The 15,973-nt window shown below is 65.4% G+C and carries 13 protein-coding genes; all 13 read right to left on the reverse strand.

Going from position 1 to position 15,973, the window contains the following annotated elements:
• Positions 1-27: 27 nt before the first annotated feature.
• Positions 28-1,761, reverse strand: a complete 1,734-nt coding sequence (locus QM672_RS15225) for an NADPH-dependent assimilatory sulfite reductase hemoprotein subunit (RefSeq protein WP_415083516.1) — start codon at positions 1,759-1,761, stop codon at positions 28-30.
• Positions 1,762-1,768: 7 nt separating this feature from the next.
• Complete coding sequence (locus tag QM672_RS15230; RefSeq protein ID WP_415083519.1) at positions 1,769-3,571, reverse strand: assimilatory sulfite reductase (NADPH) flavoprotein subunit; 1,803 nt, start codon at positions 3,569-3,571, stop codon at positions 1,769-1,771.
• A gap of 218 nt (positions 3,572-3,789) precedes the next feature.
• A complete protein-coding gene (locus tag QM672_RS15235) occupies positions 3,790-4,521 on the reverse strand; it encodes a GntR family transcriptional regulator (protein ID WP_415083521.1) in 732 nt (243 codons plus the stop codon).
• Positions 4,522-4,709: 188 nt separating this feature from the next.
• On the reverse strand, positions 4,710-5,924 hold the full coding sequence (chrA, locus tag QM672_RS15240; protein ID WP_415083523.1) for a chromate efflux transporter: 1,215 nt from the start codon (positions 5,922-5,924) through the stop codon (positions 4,710-4,712).
• A 192-nt stretch (positions 5,925-6,116) separates the two neighbouring features.
• Complete coding sequence (locus tag QM672_RS15245; protein ID WP_311941090.1) at positions 6,117-7,145, reverse strand: trans-3-hydroxy-L-proline dehydratase; 1,029 nt, start codon at positions 7,143-7,145, stop codon at positions 6,117-6,119.
• Between the two features lie 10 nt (positions 7,146-7,155).
• Complete coding sequence (locus QM672_RS15250) at positions 7,156-8,847, reverse strand: aconitase X (protein WP_415083525.1); 1,692 nt, start codon at positions 8,845-8,847, stop codon at positions 7,156-7,158.
• A gap of 17 nt (positions 8,848-8,864) precedes the next feature.
• Positions 8,865-9,866, reverse strand: coding sequence for a 4-hydroxyproline epimerase (locus QM672_RS15255; RefSeq protein WP_415083527.1), 1,002 nt, complete (start codon positions 9,864-9,866; stop codon positions 8,865-8,867).
• 15 nt (positions 9,867-9,881) lie between these two features.
• The gene (locus QM672_RS15260; protein WP_415083529.1) at positions 9,882-11,126 is read right to left on the reverse strand and encodes an NAD(P)/FAD-dependent oxidoreductase; all 1,245 of its coding nucleotides are present in this window, start codon (positions 11,124-11,126) and stop codon (positions 9,882-9,884) included.
• Complete coding sequence (locus tag QM672_RS15265; RefSeq protein ID WP_415083531.1) at positions 11,123-11,845, reverse strand: amino acid ABC transporter ATP-binding protein; 723 nt, start codon at positions 11,843-11,845, stop codon at positions 11,123-11,125. Before QM672_RS15265 ends, QM672_RS15260 begins: the two co-directional genes overlap by 4 nt.
• Positions 11,838-12,491, reverse strand: a complete 654-nt coding sequence (locus tag QM672_RS15270) for an amino acid ABC transporter permease (protein WP_367624428.1) — start codon at positions 12,489-12,491, stop codon at positions 11,838-11,840. The genes QM672_RS15265 and QM672_RS15270 overlap by 8 nt, the downstream gene beginning before the upstream one ends.
• 11 nt (positions 12,492-12,502) lie before the next feature.
• Positions 12,503-13,168 carry an amino acid ABC transporter permease gene (locus tag QM672_RS15275; RefSeq protein WP_367624427.1) on the reverse strand — a complete coding sequence of 222 codons (666 nt, stop codon included), beginning with the start codon at positions 13,166-13,168 and terminating at the stop codon, positions 12,503-12,505.
• Positions 13,169-13,237: 69 nt separating this feature from the next.
• Positions 13,238-14,044 (reverse strand): transporter substrate-binding domain-containing protein, encoded by an 807-nt coding sequence (locus QM672_RS15280; RefSeq protein ID WP_415083534.1) that lies wholly within the window; start codon positions 14,042-14,044, stop codon positions 13,238-13,240.
• A gap of 281 nt (positions 14,045-14,325) precedes the next feature.
• Positions 14,326-15,843, reverse strand: coding sequence for an aldehyde dehydrogenase (NADP(+)) (locus tag QM672_RS15285; RefSeq protein ID WP_415083536.1), 1,518 nt, complete (start codon positions 15,841-15,843; stop codon positions 14,326-14,328).
• Positions 15,844-15,973 lie beyond the last annotated feature (130 nt).

The following is a 15,973-nucleotide window of genomic DNA, read 5'->3' on the forward strand; positions in this document are numbered from 1 at the left end:
GGGCTTTCCTTGCTGGATTATGATGATTCAGGCGTTGAAATCGCGACCGGCCTTCACTTCCGCCACATAGCCGGCGCGGATGACGAAATCGCCGAAGCGCTCGCCTTCCTGCTGCTCCCTGGCGAAATGGCCGAGCGTCTTGTCGAGGGCCGCGAGTAGGGCGGTCTCGCCGACATTTTCGAGATACATCTTGTTCAGCCGCTGCCCGTGGAAGCCGCCGCCGAGATAGAGGTTGTATTTGCCTGGGGCCCGGCCCGTGAGGCCGATCTCGGCGATATAGGGACGTGAGCAACCATTGGGGCAGCCGCTCATGCGGATGGTGATCGGCTCGTCCGTCAGGCCGTGGCTGCGCAGGATTTCCTCGAGCTTGTCGAGCAGATGAGGCAGATAACGCTCGCTTTCGGCCATGGCGAGACCGCAGGTCGGCAAGGCCACGCAAGCCATCGAGTTGAGCCGCAGCCCGCTCTCGCCTTTGCTGGCGCCCAGGCCATATTCGGTGAGCAGCGCTTTGATGCCGGCCCTGGCCTGTGGCGCGATCTCGGCGATGATGAGGTTCTGGTTGGGCGTGAGGCGGAAGCTGCCGGTATGGATCCGCGCCACCGCGCGCAGGAAGTCCATCAGGGCCCGGCCGGGGTGGTTGGCGATACGGCCGTTCTCGATGAACAAGGTGAGGTGATGGCGGCCATCCTCGCCCACCTGCCAGCCCAGGGCATCGCCATTGGCGGTGAAGTCGAAGGGGCGTGCCGGCTGCAGGCCGAAGCCGAGCCGTAGCTCGATCTCGGCCGTGATCCAGTCGAGGCCACGGTCGTCGATCGTATATTTGAAGCGGGCGTGCGAGCGGTCCCTGCGGTCGCCGTAATCGCGCTGGAGGCCCATCACGGCATCGCAGACCGCCAGCACCTTGTCCGCCTCGACGAAGCCGATCACGTCGGCAAGGCGCGGATAGGTTGCCGACGCCTGGTCGGTGCGGCCCATGCCGCCACCGATGGCGACGTTGAAACCGGCCAGCTTTCCACGCTCGGCGATGGCGATGAAACCGAGATCCTGCGCATAGACGTCGATGTCGTTGATCGGCGGAATGGCAAAGCCGATCTTGAATTTCCGAGGCAGATAGGTCCGGCCGTAGAAGGGCTCCTCCGGCTCGGACGAAGCAACGCGCTCCTCGCCATACCAGATCTCGTGATAAGCGGGCATACGGGGAATGGCGTGGTCGCTGGCCTGCCGGGCGTAGCGGTAGACCTCGGCATGCAGCGCCGACAGATGCGGGTTCACCGAGGCCATCACGCCGCGTGAATCGTCGCCGCAGGCCGCGATCGTATCGAGCAGGACTTCGTGCAGGCCCTGGAGCGTGGCCTTGAGATCGTGCTTGAGCAGCCAGTGGAATTGGAAGGTCTGGCGCGTGGTGAGCCGCAGCGTCTCCTGGCCATAAGCCCGGGCCAGCTCATCGAGCTTGAGCCATTGCGCGGGCGTGCACACGCCACCGGGCAGGCGCACCCTTGCCATGAACTGATAGGCCGGCTCCAACTTCTGACGCCGGCGCTCGTCGCGCAGGTCGCGGTCGTCCTGCTGGTAGATGCCGTGGAACTTCATCAGCTTGGTATCGGTGGGCGTGACCGAGCCGGTCAGCCGGTCGAGCAGACTGGTCTTGATCGTGCCGCGCAACTGGTCGCTGTCGGCTTTCAGGGCTTCGTCGGGACCGAGGTGTTCAAGCGATTGCGACAGGTCGCGGCTGCGGTCGGTGGGGGCGATGAGATCGGTCATAGCAGCCTCAATAGACGTCGCGCCGGTAGCGATGCTCGCGCTGCAGGCGCTGCAGATAATCGTCGGCGGCATCCGCGCCGAGGCCGCCTTGCGTGGCGATGATCGAGCGCAGGGCCTGGTGCACGTCGGGGGCCATGCGGCTGGCGTCGCCGCAGACATAGAAGGAGGCGCCTTCCTCCAGCCAGGCGAAGATGTCGCGCGCCTGTTCCTTTAGCCGGTGCTGGACATAGATCCTCTCATGTCCGTCACGGGAGAAGGCCACGTCCATGCGGGTCAGCACCCCGCCGGACAGCATGGCCAGCCATTCGCTCTGGTAGAGGAAGTCTGTGCGGAAATTGCGCTCACCGAACACCAGCCAGCTGCGCCCGCTGCTCGCGCGTGCCTCGCGCTCCTGCATGAAGGCCCGGTAGGGCGCCACCCCCGTGCCGGCACCGACCATGATGATGGGCACGTCGTCGGCAGGCAGGCGAAAATGCGGATTGGCATGGATATAGACCGGCAGTTGTTGGTCCGGCTGGCCGCGATCGGCCAGATGCCCCGAGGCCACGCCGGAACGCGGCTCGCCTGCCAGCTCGTAGCGGACGGTGGAGACCGTCAGATGGGCCTCGTCAGGCGCGGCGGACAGGCTCGAGGCAATGGAATAGAGCCTCGGCTGCAGCGGCCTCAAACCGGCGATCAGCATCTGCGGATCGAGGCCTTTGGCCGGAAAACGCCTGACGACGTCAAGGATGTGGTGCCCGCGCATGAAGGCAGACCGGTCTTCGACCGAGGCAGGATCGCCGAGGCGCCTCAGGGCTTCGGCACCGGTGATTCCTGCCCAATGCTCGATGAAACGCGGCGTCAGCGCGGTGATCTCGACATGGCGGGCGAGCGCCTCCTGGATCGCAAAGGGCGTATCCTTCACCGTGACCGTCGCTGCGCCGTCGAAACCGAGCTCGCCGATCATGGCCTCGACCACAGCCGGATCGTTGCTCGGCATCAGCCCCAGGCAGTCGCCGGGCTCATAGGCCAGTCCCGAGCCTTCCAGGGAGATCTCGACATGGTGGGTCTGCTTGGAGGAACCACGCCCGCTCAGAACGAGATTGTCGAGGATGCGTGCGGCGAAGGGATTCCGCTTGTCGAAGCCAGTGCTGGTGCGCGGTTCCGCCACTGCCGGGGAGCCGGCTATCGTCGAGGCCGGCTTGGCCATGTGGCTGAGCACGTTGGTCATCCAGGCCGCGGCCGGCTCGTCATAGTCGACGTCGCAGTCGACGCGCGGCTGCAGTCTGATGGCGCCGAGCTCCTCGAAGCGCCGGTCGAGGCGCTTGCCCGCCTCGCAATAGCGTTCATAGGTGGAGTCCCCCAGAGCCAGCACGGCAAAGCGCAGCCCCGGCAGTCTGGGCGCCTTGCGGCTTTCGACGAATTCGAAGAAATTCGCTGCCGGCTGGGGCGGGTCTCCTTCGCCATAGGTGCTGGCAATCAGAAGGAGATCCTGTTCCTCCTTCAAGCCGCGCAGTTTGTAGTCGGCCATGTCGAACAACTGGGGCGAGAACCCCTCGGCCCTGGCCCGCTCGGCAAGACTTGCCGCGAGGGCGCTGCTGTTGCCGGTCTCGCTGCCATAGAGGATGGTGATCCGGCGGCTGGAAGCGGCATCTTGTTGCGTCGGCACGAGAGGGGTGTGCGTTCCCCAGTCGCCGGCCTTGAACTCGATGCCGGCGAAGAAGCCGCTCAGCCATTGCAACTGCCGGTTGTCGAGCGTGGTGGCCAGCGTCTTGATCTGGTGCCATTGGCTCTCGGACAATCCGGGGCCCCGAAATTCGGTCATGCTCATGGCGGGTCGATCCCAAAGACAGGGCCTGCCACGGAGACGGCAGCACCAATCAACAAAAATAGAGTGTTGTTTTTTCGATCACCTAAACAATCCTGGCATTTGATTTAAATGCATACAAACGCATTTTCTTGGCAAATAAATCCAAATTTTGTGCAATTAAATTTGGGTCGCGGCGGGAGCTTGCTGGTTCGCCAAGCCGCCAGATCAGCGCATCGCGCCTATCGGATCATGTCGAAATCGATATCGCCGTAATCGGCAAACAGATCCGGGCGTTGCTTTCGCAGCAGCCGGAGGTTTTCGAACATGCTGTCGAGCTGGAATTGGAGGGCCGTGACAGCGGCCTGCTCGCTTCTGGTTTTCAAGCCTTGATAGATCGCGCCATGTTCGGCGATCACCACGTCGAAGCTGTTCTCGAAGGCAAAGGCCAGCCGCCTGACGCGGTCGAGTTGCCCCGTTGCCGCATGCAGAATGCGCCAGCTGTTGCTGATGCCGGAGATTTCGCAGATCAACTGATGGAAGGCATGGTCGAGAGCGAAGAATTCATCGGTGTCGTGCCGCTTGGCGGCCTCGTCCTGCAGGGACAGGGAAAGCTCGAAATCCGTGGCCCGGGCCGGGGCGAAGTGCCGGGCCGCAAGGCGGGTTATCCGGACCTCCAGCGTTTCGCGGACGATCTGGCCGGTGAGCACCTCGCCGATGTCGATCGCGGCGACGCGAGCTTGACCCTCAGGCTCGATGACGACGAAGCGTTCGTTTGCCAGTTGCAGGATAGCATCCCGCAAGGACGCAAGGGATACCGACAGTCCGGCGCAGATCTCCTCTTCCCGAACGGCCTCCCCCGGTGCCATCGCCATCGCGATGATGGCGCTCCGCAGAGCTTCATGGATCTGGGTCGTCTCGGACTGGCCTGTATCCAACTTGACGGCTTTGAAGAAGTCGAGGGTCGATGTCATCGCCTACCCCCTGCGCCGGATTGTTGCGGCGGACTATTCCGCTCTTGTTTCAATAAAACACCGCGCCGAAGCGATTGACAACTGTATATTACAAAAGATAGCTTCAATTTTATCGGAAAAATTACGAAAATATACTATAAAACGATTAATCCTATGACATGTACACGCGGTGTGGCTGACTTTGGCGCTCAATTCAAACGAAGGACAATCCCACCTGCGGCCAGCAGGCCGACGACGACCCAGGGTGGCGTTTTCCAGACCGTGAGCAGCAGGAAGCCGGCCAGCGCCAGCGCAAAGTCTCGCGGCGAAAGGACCGCGCTGGTCCAGACGGGGGAATAGAGGGCCGCAGCGAGGATGCCGACCACGGCGGCATTGGCCCCGCGCATGGCCGCCTGTGCTGCAGGACGCAAGCGCAGTGCATCCCAGAAGGGCAGCATGCCGTAGACCAGCAGCAGACCAGGCGCGAAGACGGCGACGAGGGCGATCAGCGCGCCGGCAATGCCGCTCGGCGCTGGTGTCATGACGGCGCCGAGATAGGCGGCAAAGGTGAAGAGGGGTCCCGGCATGGCCTGGGCCAGGCCATAGCCGGCAAGGAAGGCCTCGTTGCCGACCCAGCCGGGCGCCACCACTTCGGCCTGCAACAGAGGCAGGACGACATGGCCGCCGCCGAAGACCAGCGCCCCGGAGCGGTAGAAGGCATCGAACAGGGTGATCGCGCCTTTGAAGGCCGAGTCTCCGCCCGTCGCACCTGCGAGCAAGACAGGAATGAAGAACAAGGCGGCGAACAGGGCCAGGGCGACAATGCCCTTGCGTGGCGATACCACAAAGCCGAGGCGGCCGACGGGAGCGCTCTGTCCGCTGCGACAGAGCCAGAGCCCGGCAAGCGCACCGATCACGATGGCGCCGATCTGATTGAACCAGCCTGCCGTCAGGGCGGTGATGGCGACGGCCACCAAGGCAATGCCGGCACGTTCCCTGTCCGGCGTCAGGGTTTTGGCCATGCCCCAGATCGCCTGGGCGACGACGGCGACGGCCACCAGCTTCAGGCCGTGAAGCGCGCCTGCCGCCAGGGGACCGGCAAGGGCCGACGCGCCGAGGGCAAAGGCAGTCAGGATGACGGCCGAGGGCAAGGTGAAGGCAAGCCAGGCCGCGAGCCCACCCAGCAATCCGCCACCACGCAGGACGCCCAGGCAGAAGCCGACCTGGCTGGAGGCGGGCCCCGGTAGGAACTGGCAGAGCGCAACGAGATCGGCATAGGCGGCTTCACTGATCCAGCGGCGACGTACCACCACTTCATCGCGGAAATAGCCGAGATGGGCAATCGGTCCGCCGAAGGAGGTCAGCCCGAGCTTGAGGAAGACGCCGAAGACCTCCCGGGGTGAGCCGTCGGCAGGTCCGTGCATGGCCGGTAGGCCTTGCTCCTGTCCGGTCTCGGAGGATTGCGCAGACGCATCAGGCCGCTCGGGAGGATCCGGTAGTCCGTCGGCCGCCATTGCCACAGTGCCCGTCTTTTCGAAAACCGTTGTCGTTTATCGATATAGAGGCGGCAGGTTTCGGGTCAATGACGGTGCCGATGGTTTGCGGCAGCGCGCCTGTCAGCGCGCGCCCCAGGTGTCGCTCAGCTTGTAGCCGCCGGGCCAGGGGTCGGAGGGGTCGAGCATGTGCTGGTGGGTGCCGGTGATCCAGGCGCGGCCCGAGATCTCGGGCAGCACCGCCGGCCGGCCGCCGACTTCGGTGGTGCCGACGATGCGACCCGTGAAGGTCGAGCCGATCACCGAAACCGCGGTCAGGCTGTCTTCCTGCGTCATCTGTCCGCGGGCATGCAGCACGGCCATGCGGGCCGACAGCGCCGTGCCCGTCGGCGAACGGTCGACCTTGCCCGGCTGGATCGCCACCGCGGCTCCGGCGCGCAGGCCCTCGGCCGTGCGCTCGACGGCGCCAGCGAACAGGCAGAAGGAAAAATGCTTCCAGTCGGGGTTCTCGGGATGGTGGAAGCCGAGCGCCGCATTGGCGGCGTTGGTGATGCGCACGCCGAGCGTGGCGATGTCATGCGCTTCGTCGGGCTTCAGGCTGAAACCCAGGGCGGCTGCATCGACGATGACGAAACTGTCGCCGCCATAGGCGGTGTCGACGGTGAGCGTACCTAACCCTTCAACTTCGAGCTTTGCATCAAGCTTGTCGGCGAAGCTAGGAAGATTGCGTACGAAAATACGTTCTGCCTTGCCGTTCCGGCACTCCGCGCGGACGCGGACGAGTCCGCCGGGAGCCTCCAGCGTGATCTCCGTCACCGGCTCGTGCATCGGCAGGATACCGCTGTCGAGCAGCACGGTGGAGACGCAGATCGAGTTCGAGCCGGACATGGGCGGGGTATCTTCCGGCTCCATGATGATGAAGGCGGCATCGGCCTCGGGATGCTTGGGCGGCACCAGCAGGTTGACATGGCGGAACACGCCGCCGCGCGGCTCGTTCAGCACGAAGTTGCGCAGGGCCTGGTCGCGGGCGATCCAGCGGCTCTGCTCCCAGATGCTGTCGCCCGGCGGCGGGGTGACGCCGCCGACGATGACGTCGCCGACCTCGCCTTCGGCATGGGCGGAGATCACGTGGATGGTTTTCGTGCTGCGCATGGAAAAGTCCTCAGGAAAGCCAGGTGGGGAGACGATGCGGGGCATGACCGGTCAACGCCGCGGTCACGCAATCGGCGAGGCTGCCGAGGCGCACGGCGCGGCCGGAGAGACCCGGGCCGTAATGGGCGTATTTGCCGGAATTCGTCATCACGGCCCGGGTCCGCGTCGGAAAGACCGGTTCTGAAATCGAGCACCAGCACAGGTCGGGCAGGACCTGCACGCCGCTCTCCTGCAGGCGTGCGAGGGTGCCGTCGCCTTCCGCTTCGCGGATGACCTGCTGTCCGGCGGTGACGATGACGGCGACATCGGCAAGACGCCTGCGGCCCGCCAGCGCCTCGGCAAGGCCGCGGCATTCGTCGAGCGAGGCATGCGGGCTGCCGATGGCGACGAGCTCCACCTGTTCCGGCCCTTCGTTGAGGCGCTGCCAGGCCGCGGCCATGTCGGCGCGCGTGATGACGACAGTGTCGGCGTCATCGGCTGCGGCACCGTCGGCCTCCGGCGTGACCCCTTCGACATGCAGCATCGGTGCGGCCGAGGTGGTGCCGAAAGCGGCACAGAGCGCCTTGAGGTCGTCCCGCGAGGGCCCGGCCTTGGCGAGGCCGCGCAGGAGCGGGATGCGTTCGGGCGCGGCACGGCCGGCGAGATAGCCGATCAGCGGCCAGAAGGCATCGTCCACCTGGTCGGGGAGTTCGACGTCAATGAGACGGCGGGCCTCGCGGTGCCGGTCGAGATAGACGCCCGACAGCGGCGCCCGCCCCGTCACGGCGATGCAGAGGTCGAGGAAATCGGGATGCTTGGCGGTCCGTGCGCCGAGCACGGTATTGGCGAAGATCACCGCATTGGACTCGGCCCAGGCGATGGCTTCGCCCGCATGGGGAGCGCTGTCGAGCAGATAGGGCGAGCAGGTGAAGGTCGGCCGGCAGCCCATGCGGACATAGGCATCGGCAAGGCGCGCGGCCGGCGCGCCGAAGGCGGGCGGCACGCCCTGTTCCCGCCAGTTGGCATGGTCGACCGAAATGGCGTTCATCGTGGTAGGCACGCGGACACGAGCGCCCATCTCGGCCATCTTCTCGGCAAAGGTCAGGTTGGCGGCGCTGGCATAGATACAGCCGTCGATATGGCCCTGGGTAACGTCCACAAGCCCCTGGGCGCCCTGCTGGGCGGCCATGGCGCAGATGATGCGCATGGCCTGCTGCGCAGCCGGTCCATCCCGTCCATCGAGCATGGCGTGATCGGCCTCGGTGAGGTCGAGCGTCGTGGTGGCAGGAGGTGCGAGAGGCAAGGACAGGCCGTCGATCTCGATGGCTGTCTCGCTGATCCGCGCGGACTTTGCCCGCGCCAGGGCCGCGAAAGCCTCGGGCGCCAGGCGCAGCACGGGCAGAGCCCTGCCGAAGAGCTCGGCGGCGATCAGCGCTCCCAGGGTCAGCACGTCCTCGGGCTCGCCGAAAACCAGTGCCGCAGGTGCCCGCCCATTGAGGACGAGGTCGAGCAGCACGCCCGAACCCGTGCAGGAACCCCGGCTGGACGGCATCATCAGGATGCCGCCGGTGAGGCAGGTCCCGTGCAGCGGATGGTGCACGTCGATCACCCGCCCGGTGGCGGGATCGACACCGCCCCAGAAGCTGAGCGCTTCCTGGCTGGCAATGACGGGCCCGTGGGCGGAGCCTGCGAGGATGCTGCGCGCGGAAGGGGAACTGCTCATTTCAATACGAAACCGGCTTACTTGACCACGAAACCATGGGCGAAGGGGTCGCGATCGTCGATGAAGATGGTGTTGATGCCGGTCATGCGCGCCCAACCCGCGATGGAGGGGATGATCGCCGCGCGGCCGGCGATCTCGGTGGCCGCCTCGATCCGTCCCTTGAACAGCGAGCCGATGATCGATTCATGCACGAAGTCGTCGCCGACCTTGAGCTTGCCCTTGGCGGCGAGCTGCGCCATGCGGGCGGACGTGCCGGTGCCGCAGGGCGAGCGGTCGATGGCCTTCTCGCCATAGAACACAGCATTGCGGGCATGGGCGCCTGCCTGCGTCGGCTTGCCCGTCCACTGGATGTGGCTGAGGCCCTGGATCTCAGGGTGTTCGGGATGGACGAACTCGTATTTGGCGTTGAGCGCGGCACGCAGCTTCGGGCTCCAGCCCACCAGTTCGCCGGCGGTGTGGTCGGCCATATCCAGGAAATTCTTCTGCGGCTCGACGATGGCGTAGAAATTGCCGCCATAGGCGACATCGACCACGATCTCGCCCAGTCCTTCGACCTCGGCCGTCAGGCCCTCGGCATGGAGGAAGCCGGGCACGTTGGTGAGGCGCACTTCCTCCACGAAGCGGCCTTCCTGGCGGTAGGTGATGTCGACCTTGCCGGCAGGGGCGTCGATCGAGAGCTTGCCGGGCTCGCGCGGGGTGATCAGGCCGTGCTCGATGCCCATGGTGATGGTGCCGATGGTGCCGTGGCCGCACATCGGCAGGCAGCCGGAGGTCTCGATGAACAGCACGGCGACGTCGCAGTCCGGCCGGGTCGGCGGATAGAGGATCGAGCCCGACATCATGTCGTGGCCGCGCGGCTCATACATCAGGCCGGTGCGGATCCAGTCGAATTCGCGCAGGAAATGGGCGCGCTTTTCCAGCATGGTCGCGCCTTTGAGAAGCGGGCCGCCGCCCGACACCAGGCGGACGGGATTGCCGCAGGTGTGGCCGTCGATGCATGAGAACGTGTGGTTGGCCATGGCAGGACCTTTTCGTCAGAAACGCTGAGGCGAGAAAGAAGCGATATCGATGGCGGGCTTGTGACCGGTCAGGAGGTCGGCGACGATGCGCGCCGTGCCGGCCGACTGGGTCAGGCCGAGATGGCCGTGGCCGAAGGCATGGATCACGCGGGGCGTGGCGCGGGAACGGCCGATGGCGGGCAGGCTGTCGGGCAGGGAGGGGCGGAAGCCCATCCATTGCACGCCGCCTTCCGGCTTCAGGCCTGGCAGGAAGGCCTGCGCCTTCTTCAGCATGGCTTCCGAGCGCCGGAAATTCGGCTTGAGTTCCAAACCGCCGAGTTCCACGGCGCCACCGACGCGGACGCCCGTCGACAAACGCGAAACGACGAAGCCATGGCCGCCAAAGGTGATCTGGGTGCGCAGATCGAGGGAACCGGGCGGCAGCGTGGTGTTGTAGCCGCGCTCGGTTTCCAGCGGGATGACCTCGCCGATGGTCCGGGCGATCCGGTGCGAGAAGGCGCCTGCAGCGAGCACCACCTTGGCGGCCCGCCGCACGCTGCCATCCGCGCCAAGGATTTCGACGCCACCTTCGAAGGGGGTGAGAGCCTTGACCTCCGCCCGTTCGACCAGTCCGCCGTTCGCGCGCAGGTGCTCTGCCAGTGCCAGCGTATAAAGTTTGGGATCGGCGATGGAGAACCAGCCGGGTGTGAAGGTGCCATGGCTGAAGCGCGGGGCCAGCCCCGGCTGAATCTCGGCCATGCCGGTGGCGTCGAGATGACGGAATTCGATGCCATGGGCCTGCCGGGCATCCCAGCCCGGCAGTGAGGCCTCCAGCTCCGCCTTGCTCTCGTAGACCTGCAGATTGCCTTCCTTGCGCAGCATCTGAAGCGTGCCGGTCTCAGCCAGGAAGGGCTCGAGCTCGGCCTTGGACAGATCCATCAGAGCCGTCTGGGCCGCCGTCGCATGTGCCACGCGCGAGGCCGAGCAGGCCCGCCAGAAGCGGAACATCCAGGGCGCGATCCGCAGCGCATAGGCCGGCGGCACGCTGAGGGGCCCGAGTGGGTCCATCAGCCATTTCGGCGCCTTCCTCAGGATGCCGGGCGAGGCGAGCGGCAGGATATCGGTGAAGGCAAAGGCGCCGGCATTGCCGGCGGAGGCGCCGGCGGCCGGGCCTTCCCGGTCCAGCACCGCGACCGAGAGCCCGCGCTCCTTGGCGGCGATGGCGGAGGACAGGCCCACCACGCCGGCCCCGATGACGATGACGTCGAGATCCGAACTCACCGCACACTCGCCAGGAATTTCTGGGTTTCGGGGTTCTGCGGCGCACCGAAGAGCTGGTCCGGCGTGCCGATCTCCGCCATCACGCCCTGATGGAAGAAGGCTACCCGGTTGGAGACGTCGCGGGCGAACGCCATTTCATGCGTGACGCAGATCATCGTCATGCCCTCTTCGGCCAGCATCTTGAGCGTGTCGAGCACTTCGCCGACGAGCATCGGGTCGAGCGCTGATGTCACCTCGTCAAACAGCATATATTCGGGCGACATCGCAAGGGCCCGGGCGATCGCCATGCGCTGCTGCTGGCCGCCTGACATCCGGGTGGGATAAACGGAGAGCTTCTCGGCCAGCCCGACATGGCTCAGCTGCTTGACCGCGATCTCCTCGGCCTTGGCCCTGGCCATGCCGAGCACCTTGCGCGGGGCGAGCATGACGTTTTCCAGCACGGTCAGATGCGGAAAGGCATTCCACTGCTGGAAGACGATGCCGACCTTCCGGCGCAGTCTGTTGAGGTCGGTGCTCTTGGCATGGACCTCGGTGCCGTCGATGGTGATCTTGCCCGCATTGATCGGCTCCAGGCCGTTGATGCAGGTCAGCAGCGTCGATTTGCCCGAGCCGGAGCCGCCGATGATGCTGACCACCTCGCCCTTGTCGACGGTGAGATTGATGCCCTTCAGCACTTCGAGCGAAGCGAAGGATTTGCGGACGTTCTGGATCTCAATCATTGGGGGACCACCGTCTTTCGAGATAGCCGCCGAGACGGGCGATGGGAAAGCTGATGAGGAAATAGATGGCGCCGCAGATCATCAGGATGAAGAGCGGTTCCTGCAGGCGGGTGACCAGGATCTGCGAGGCGCGCAGGAGCTCGATCAGGCCGAGCCAGAGCACCAGGGCGGAATCCTTCATGACGCCGAGCGTCAGGCCGATCCAGGAGGGCAGGCTGACGCGGATGGCCAGCGGCGCCACGATGTAGCGCATGTCCTGCCACCAGCTCATGCCGAGCGAACGCGCGGCCCGGCGGGTGGTCGTCGGCACCGAGGCGATGCCGCCGCGCACGATCTCGGTGCAGTAGGCGGCCGTATATAAACTCAGCACCACGCAGGAAGTGGTGAAGGGCGGCCAGCCCAGCTTGGCGATCGACTGGAAGGCATTGACCAGCACGAGCTGGATGAGCAGCGGCACCGAGCGGAAAATGTCGAGCAGGAAGGTCAGCGGCGCCGACCAATAGGGACCGAGCTGGACGCGGATCACGCCGAAGAGGATGCCGAGTACGGTTCCGGCGGCGACCGAGACCGCGGTGACCGCCAGTGTCATGCCGGCGCCTTGGGCCAGGAAGGCGAGATCGCTCCAGGTCAGGGTGGTGTTGAACATGATCGACCCCCTCAATACCGGAACATGCGCCAGGCAAATGCCCGGGCCGCCAAAGTGACGGCCTTGGCGATCAGGTAGTAGATCACCGCGGCCAGCGCGAAGAATTCGAAGGTGCGGAAGGAGCGGGCATTCAGCTCCTGGGTGACGCCGGCCAGATCGGTATTCATGCCCACGGTGACGCCGAGCGAGGTCATCAGGATGGCCCAGACCATCTGGTTGGTGGCGGGCAGGAAGGCGACGCGCAACATCTGCGGCAGCATGATCAGACGGAACGCCTGCAGCGAGGTCATGCCGAGCGAGCGGCCGGCGCGGGCCTGCGTGTCGGGAATGGCCTTGAGGGCGCCGCGGAAATTCTCGGCCAGGTAGCCGGCATTGTTGAAGGCGATGCCGACGAGCAGCGCGGTGAAGGGCGTCAGGTGAATGCCGAAATTGCCGAGGCCGAAATGCGCCATGTAGATCTGGAACAGCGCCGGCGTGTTGCGCGCCACCTCGACCCAGGCCGTGGCGAAGCCGCCGAGAAGGCGGTTGCCGGACAGGCGGAACAGGGTGAGGACGATGGCGATGGCAAGGCCGATCGCCATCGACAGGAGGGCGATCTGCAAGGTGACCAGGGCGCCATCGAGCAGCTGCGGCAGCGCTTTCAGGGCCTGATTCCAATGGAAGGCATATTTGAACATGCCGTTTCACCTCTCGAGCGGGATCGGCGGCGCGAGGCTTGGCGACGCGCCGCCGGTGAAACGGTCAGGTCAGCGGTAGGAGCCGTTGACGGTGAGGTTGGGAACGTTTTCGTCCACCCACTTCTTGTAGAGCTCGGCGTAGCGGCCGGTGCGGACCTGCTGGTTGATGAACAGGTTGAGGTAGTTGATCAGGCCGTATTCGTCGCGGGCCGCGAACAGCGCGACATAGTCGATGTCGAAGGGCGCCTTGCCGACCACGGCGATGCCGGGGAACTTGCCGGTCTTCACATTGGCCTGGGCCACCGTGGAGGTGGAGACGGTGGCGTCGAGCTGGCCCTGGCTCAAGGCGAGGAAGACGTCGGCCTGGGTCTGGTAGGGGCGGAATTCACCGCTGCCCCAGGCCTTGACCTGCTTTTCGAGCGCGATGGCTTCATAGGTGCCGGCGGTGGCGCCCACGACCTTGCCCTTCATGCCCTCGAAGGACTTCACGCCCGACTTTTCATTGGCCGTCACCGCCATTTCGAAGGCGAAATAGGGGATGGTCATGCCCACCGTCTTGGCACGCTCCAGCGTGTCGGAGGTCGAGGCGACACCGACATCGACGCGGCCGGACATCAGGGCCGGGATGCGCTCGGGGAAGGGGGTCTCGACGATCTCGGCCTTCACGCCGAGGGCCTTGGCGAGATCGTTGCAATAGTCTACGTCGAAGCCGATCGGATTGTTGTTGGCATCGCGCGAGCCCATGGGCGGAAAGTCGAGCACCACGGCGCAGCGCAGCGTTCCCGAAGCGATGATGTCGTCCAGCTTGTCCGCCTTGGCGGGGCTGGCCATGGCGATGGCGGCCATGAGGCCGAAGACAGCGACCGATTTCCTCATTCTCACGCTCTCTCTTTGCTTTGGCTCGTGTTTTTCACGGCGCAGCCACTATTGCGTTTTCGAGCGCGAAATCAACTAAAAATACAACATGAATACAAAAAGAATTTTATGTGTGGGCATAAATTATTCCGACGTGGTTCCTCACCCCCTGCCATCAAGGTCGCGTAGCCCCCCGGTGAGCAATTACATTCTGACAGTGCCGCCGTTCCCGGCGCAACCGGAGGCCGGCCGAGGACGGCAGATGCCGTCATTTGCAACGATCGAGGGTCCTGCCTCGAGGTTCAGCCGTCGAGGTCCTCGGGCAGCAGGCCCTGCGGCAGGTTCTGGTAGGCCACGGGACGCAGGAAACGCCGGATGGACAGGGTGCCGACGCTGGTCGCACCGAAATTGGTCGAGGCCGGATAGGGGCCGCCATGGACCATGGCGTCAACGACCTCGACGCCGGTGGGAAAGCCGTTGACGAGCACGCGCCCGGCCTTACGTTCGAGGATGGGTAGCAGGCGGCGTGCGGCGGCAAGATCCGCCGGCTCCATGTGAATGGTCACGGTCAGCTGGCCCACGAAGGCGCGGGCCAGCCGCTCCATATCCTCGGCCGACGACGCTCGCACCACCAGGCCAAGCGGGCCGAATACCTCCTCGCCGAGGGCGTGGTCGGCCAGGAAGCGCTTGCTGGAGGTCTCGAACAGGCTCGGCGAGACCTCGCGGCCCGACATCGGCGTTGCCAGCAGGGGACGGACAGCGTTGCGCTCGGACATGCGCGCCTGACCTTCATGGTAGGAGCGGGCAATGCCGTCCGACAGCATGGTCTGCGGTGCCACCTTGCCGAGTGCTTCGGTCGCAGCGGCGGTGAAGCGGTCGGCGTGGGGACCCTCGTTCACCACGGCGATGCCGGGGTTGGTGCAGAACTGGCCCGCTCCCATCGTCAGGGAGGCGGCCCAGCCCTGGCCGAGAGCCTCGGGCCGCGCCCTGAGCGCTTCGGGCAGCAGGAACATCGGGTTGACCGATCCGAGCTCTCCGAAGAAGGGGATTGGTTCGGGGCGGGCTGCGCACAGATCGAAGAGCGCCCGGCCGCCGGCGAGCGAACCGGTGAAGCCGACGGCCTTGATCAGCGGATGCTGCACGATGGCCTGGCCGATCTCGCGACTATTGCCTTGGATCAGGGAGAACACGCCCGGATGCACACCGCTTCTGCGGATGGCGGCATCGATGGCCTCGGCGACGATTTCTCCCGTGCCGGGATGAGCGGAGTGGCCCTTGACCACCACGGGACAGCCTGCTGCAAGTGCAGCGGCGGTATCACCGCCGGCGGTCGAGAAGGCGAGGGGGAAGTTGGAGGCGCCGAACACAGCGACCGGGCCGATGGGGCGCTGCATCATGCGGATCTCGGGCCGTGGTGCTGGCTGGCGATCGGGCAAGGCCACATCCACACGGCGGTCGAGATAGCCACCGAGCTCGATATGATCGGCAAAGAGCCGGAGCTGGCCGATGGTGCGGGCCCGCTCTCCCTGCAGGCGCGCGGCAGGCAGGCCAGTTTCCTGGCTGCCGATCTCGGTGATCGCCTCGCCGCGGGCCTCGATCTCCTCGGCGATGACGCGCAGGAAGGCGGCGCGCTCCCAGCGCTTGGCATAGCCGAAATGCCAGAATGCTTCCTCCGCCGCTTCGCAGGCTCGGTCCACCAGGGCGCCGGTGCCGACGGAAAACCGGTGCGCCGGCCCATGGGCCGGAGCCGACGTGAAGAACCCTTCGCCTTCGAGCCAGTCACCTGCGACAAGATGCTTGCCTGTGGGAGTGAAACCCATATGCCATTCCTTCCGGACCTTGCGAGGGAAACGCGAAATTCAAACGCGCTTGTCGATTATATGTATACACTATGTATTTTTATCGGCAAGCCGTGATAGGCTGAGACGACGCGAAAGACGAGGAAAGGCG

It is taken from the genome of Labrys sp. (in: a-proteobacteria) (assembly GCF_047605565.1).
GTDB classification, from domain to species: Bacteria; Pseudomonadota; Alphaproteobacteria; order Rhizobiales; family Labraceae; genus Labrys; species Labrys neptuniae.

What these genes read in the sequence shown, in the direction of transcription:
- QM672_RS15225 (WP_415083516.1), bottom strand. Translation starts at nt 1,761, where the DNA reads ATGACCGATCTCATCGCCCCCACCGACCGCAGCCGCGACCTGTCGCAA.
- QM672_RS15230 (WP_415083519.1), bottom strand. Translation starts at nt 3,571, where the DNA reads ATGAGCATGACCGAATTTCGGGGCCCCGGATTGTCCGAGAGCCAATGG.
- QM672_RS15235 (WP_415083521.1), bottom strand. Translation starts at nt 4,521, where the DNA reads ATGACATCGACCCTCGACTTCTTCAAAGCCGTCAAGTTGGATACAGGC.
- chrA (WP_415083523.1), bottom strand. Translation starts at nt 5,924, where the DNA reads ATGCACGGACCTGCCGACGGCTCACCCCGGGAGGTCTTCGGCGTCTTC.
- QM672_RS15245 (WP_311941090.1), bottom strand. Translation starts at nt 7,145, where the DNA reads ATGCGCAGCACGAAAACCATCCACGTGATCTCCGCCCATGCCGAAGGC.
- QM672_RS15250 (WP_415083525.1), bottom strand. Translation starts at nt 8,847, where the DNA reads ATGAGCAGTTCCCCTTCCGCGCGCAGCATCCTCGCAGGCTCCGCCCAC.
- QM672_RS15255 (WP_415083527.1), bottom strand. Translation starts at nt 9,866, where the DNA reads ATGGCCAACCACACGTTCTCATGCATCGACGGCCACACCTGCGGCAAT.
- QM672_RS15265 (WP_415083531.1), bottom strand. Translation starts at nt 11,845, where the DNA reads ATGATTGAGATCCAGAACGTCCGCAAATCCTTCGCTTCGCTCGAAGTG.
- QM672_RS15270 (WP_367624428.1), bottom strand. Translation starts at nt 12,491, where the DNA reads ATGTTCAACACCACCCTGACCTGGAGCGATCTCGCCTTCCTGGCCCAA.
- QM672_RS15275 (WP_367624427.1), bottom strand. Translation starts at nt 13,168, where the DNA reads ATGTTCAAATATGCCTTCCATTGGAATCAGGCCCTGAAAGCGCTGCCG.
- QM672_RS15280 (WP_415083534.1), bottom strand. Translation starts at nt 14,044, where the DNA reads ATGAGGAAATCGGTCGCTGTCTTCGGCCTCATGGCCGCCATCGCCATG.
- QM672_RS15285 (WP_415083536.1), bottom strand. Translation starts at nt 15,843, where the DNA reads ATGGGTTTCACTCCCACAGGCAAGCATCTTGTCGCAGGTGACTGGCTC.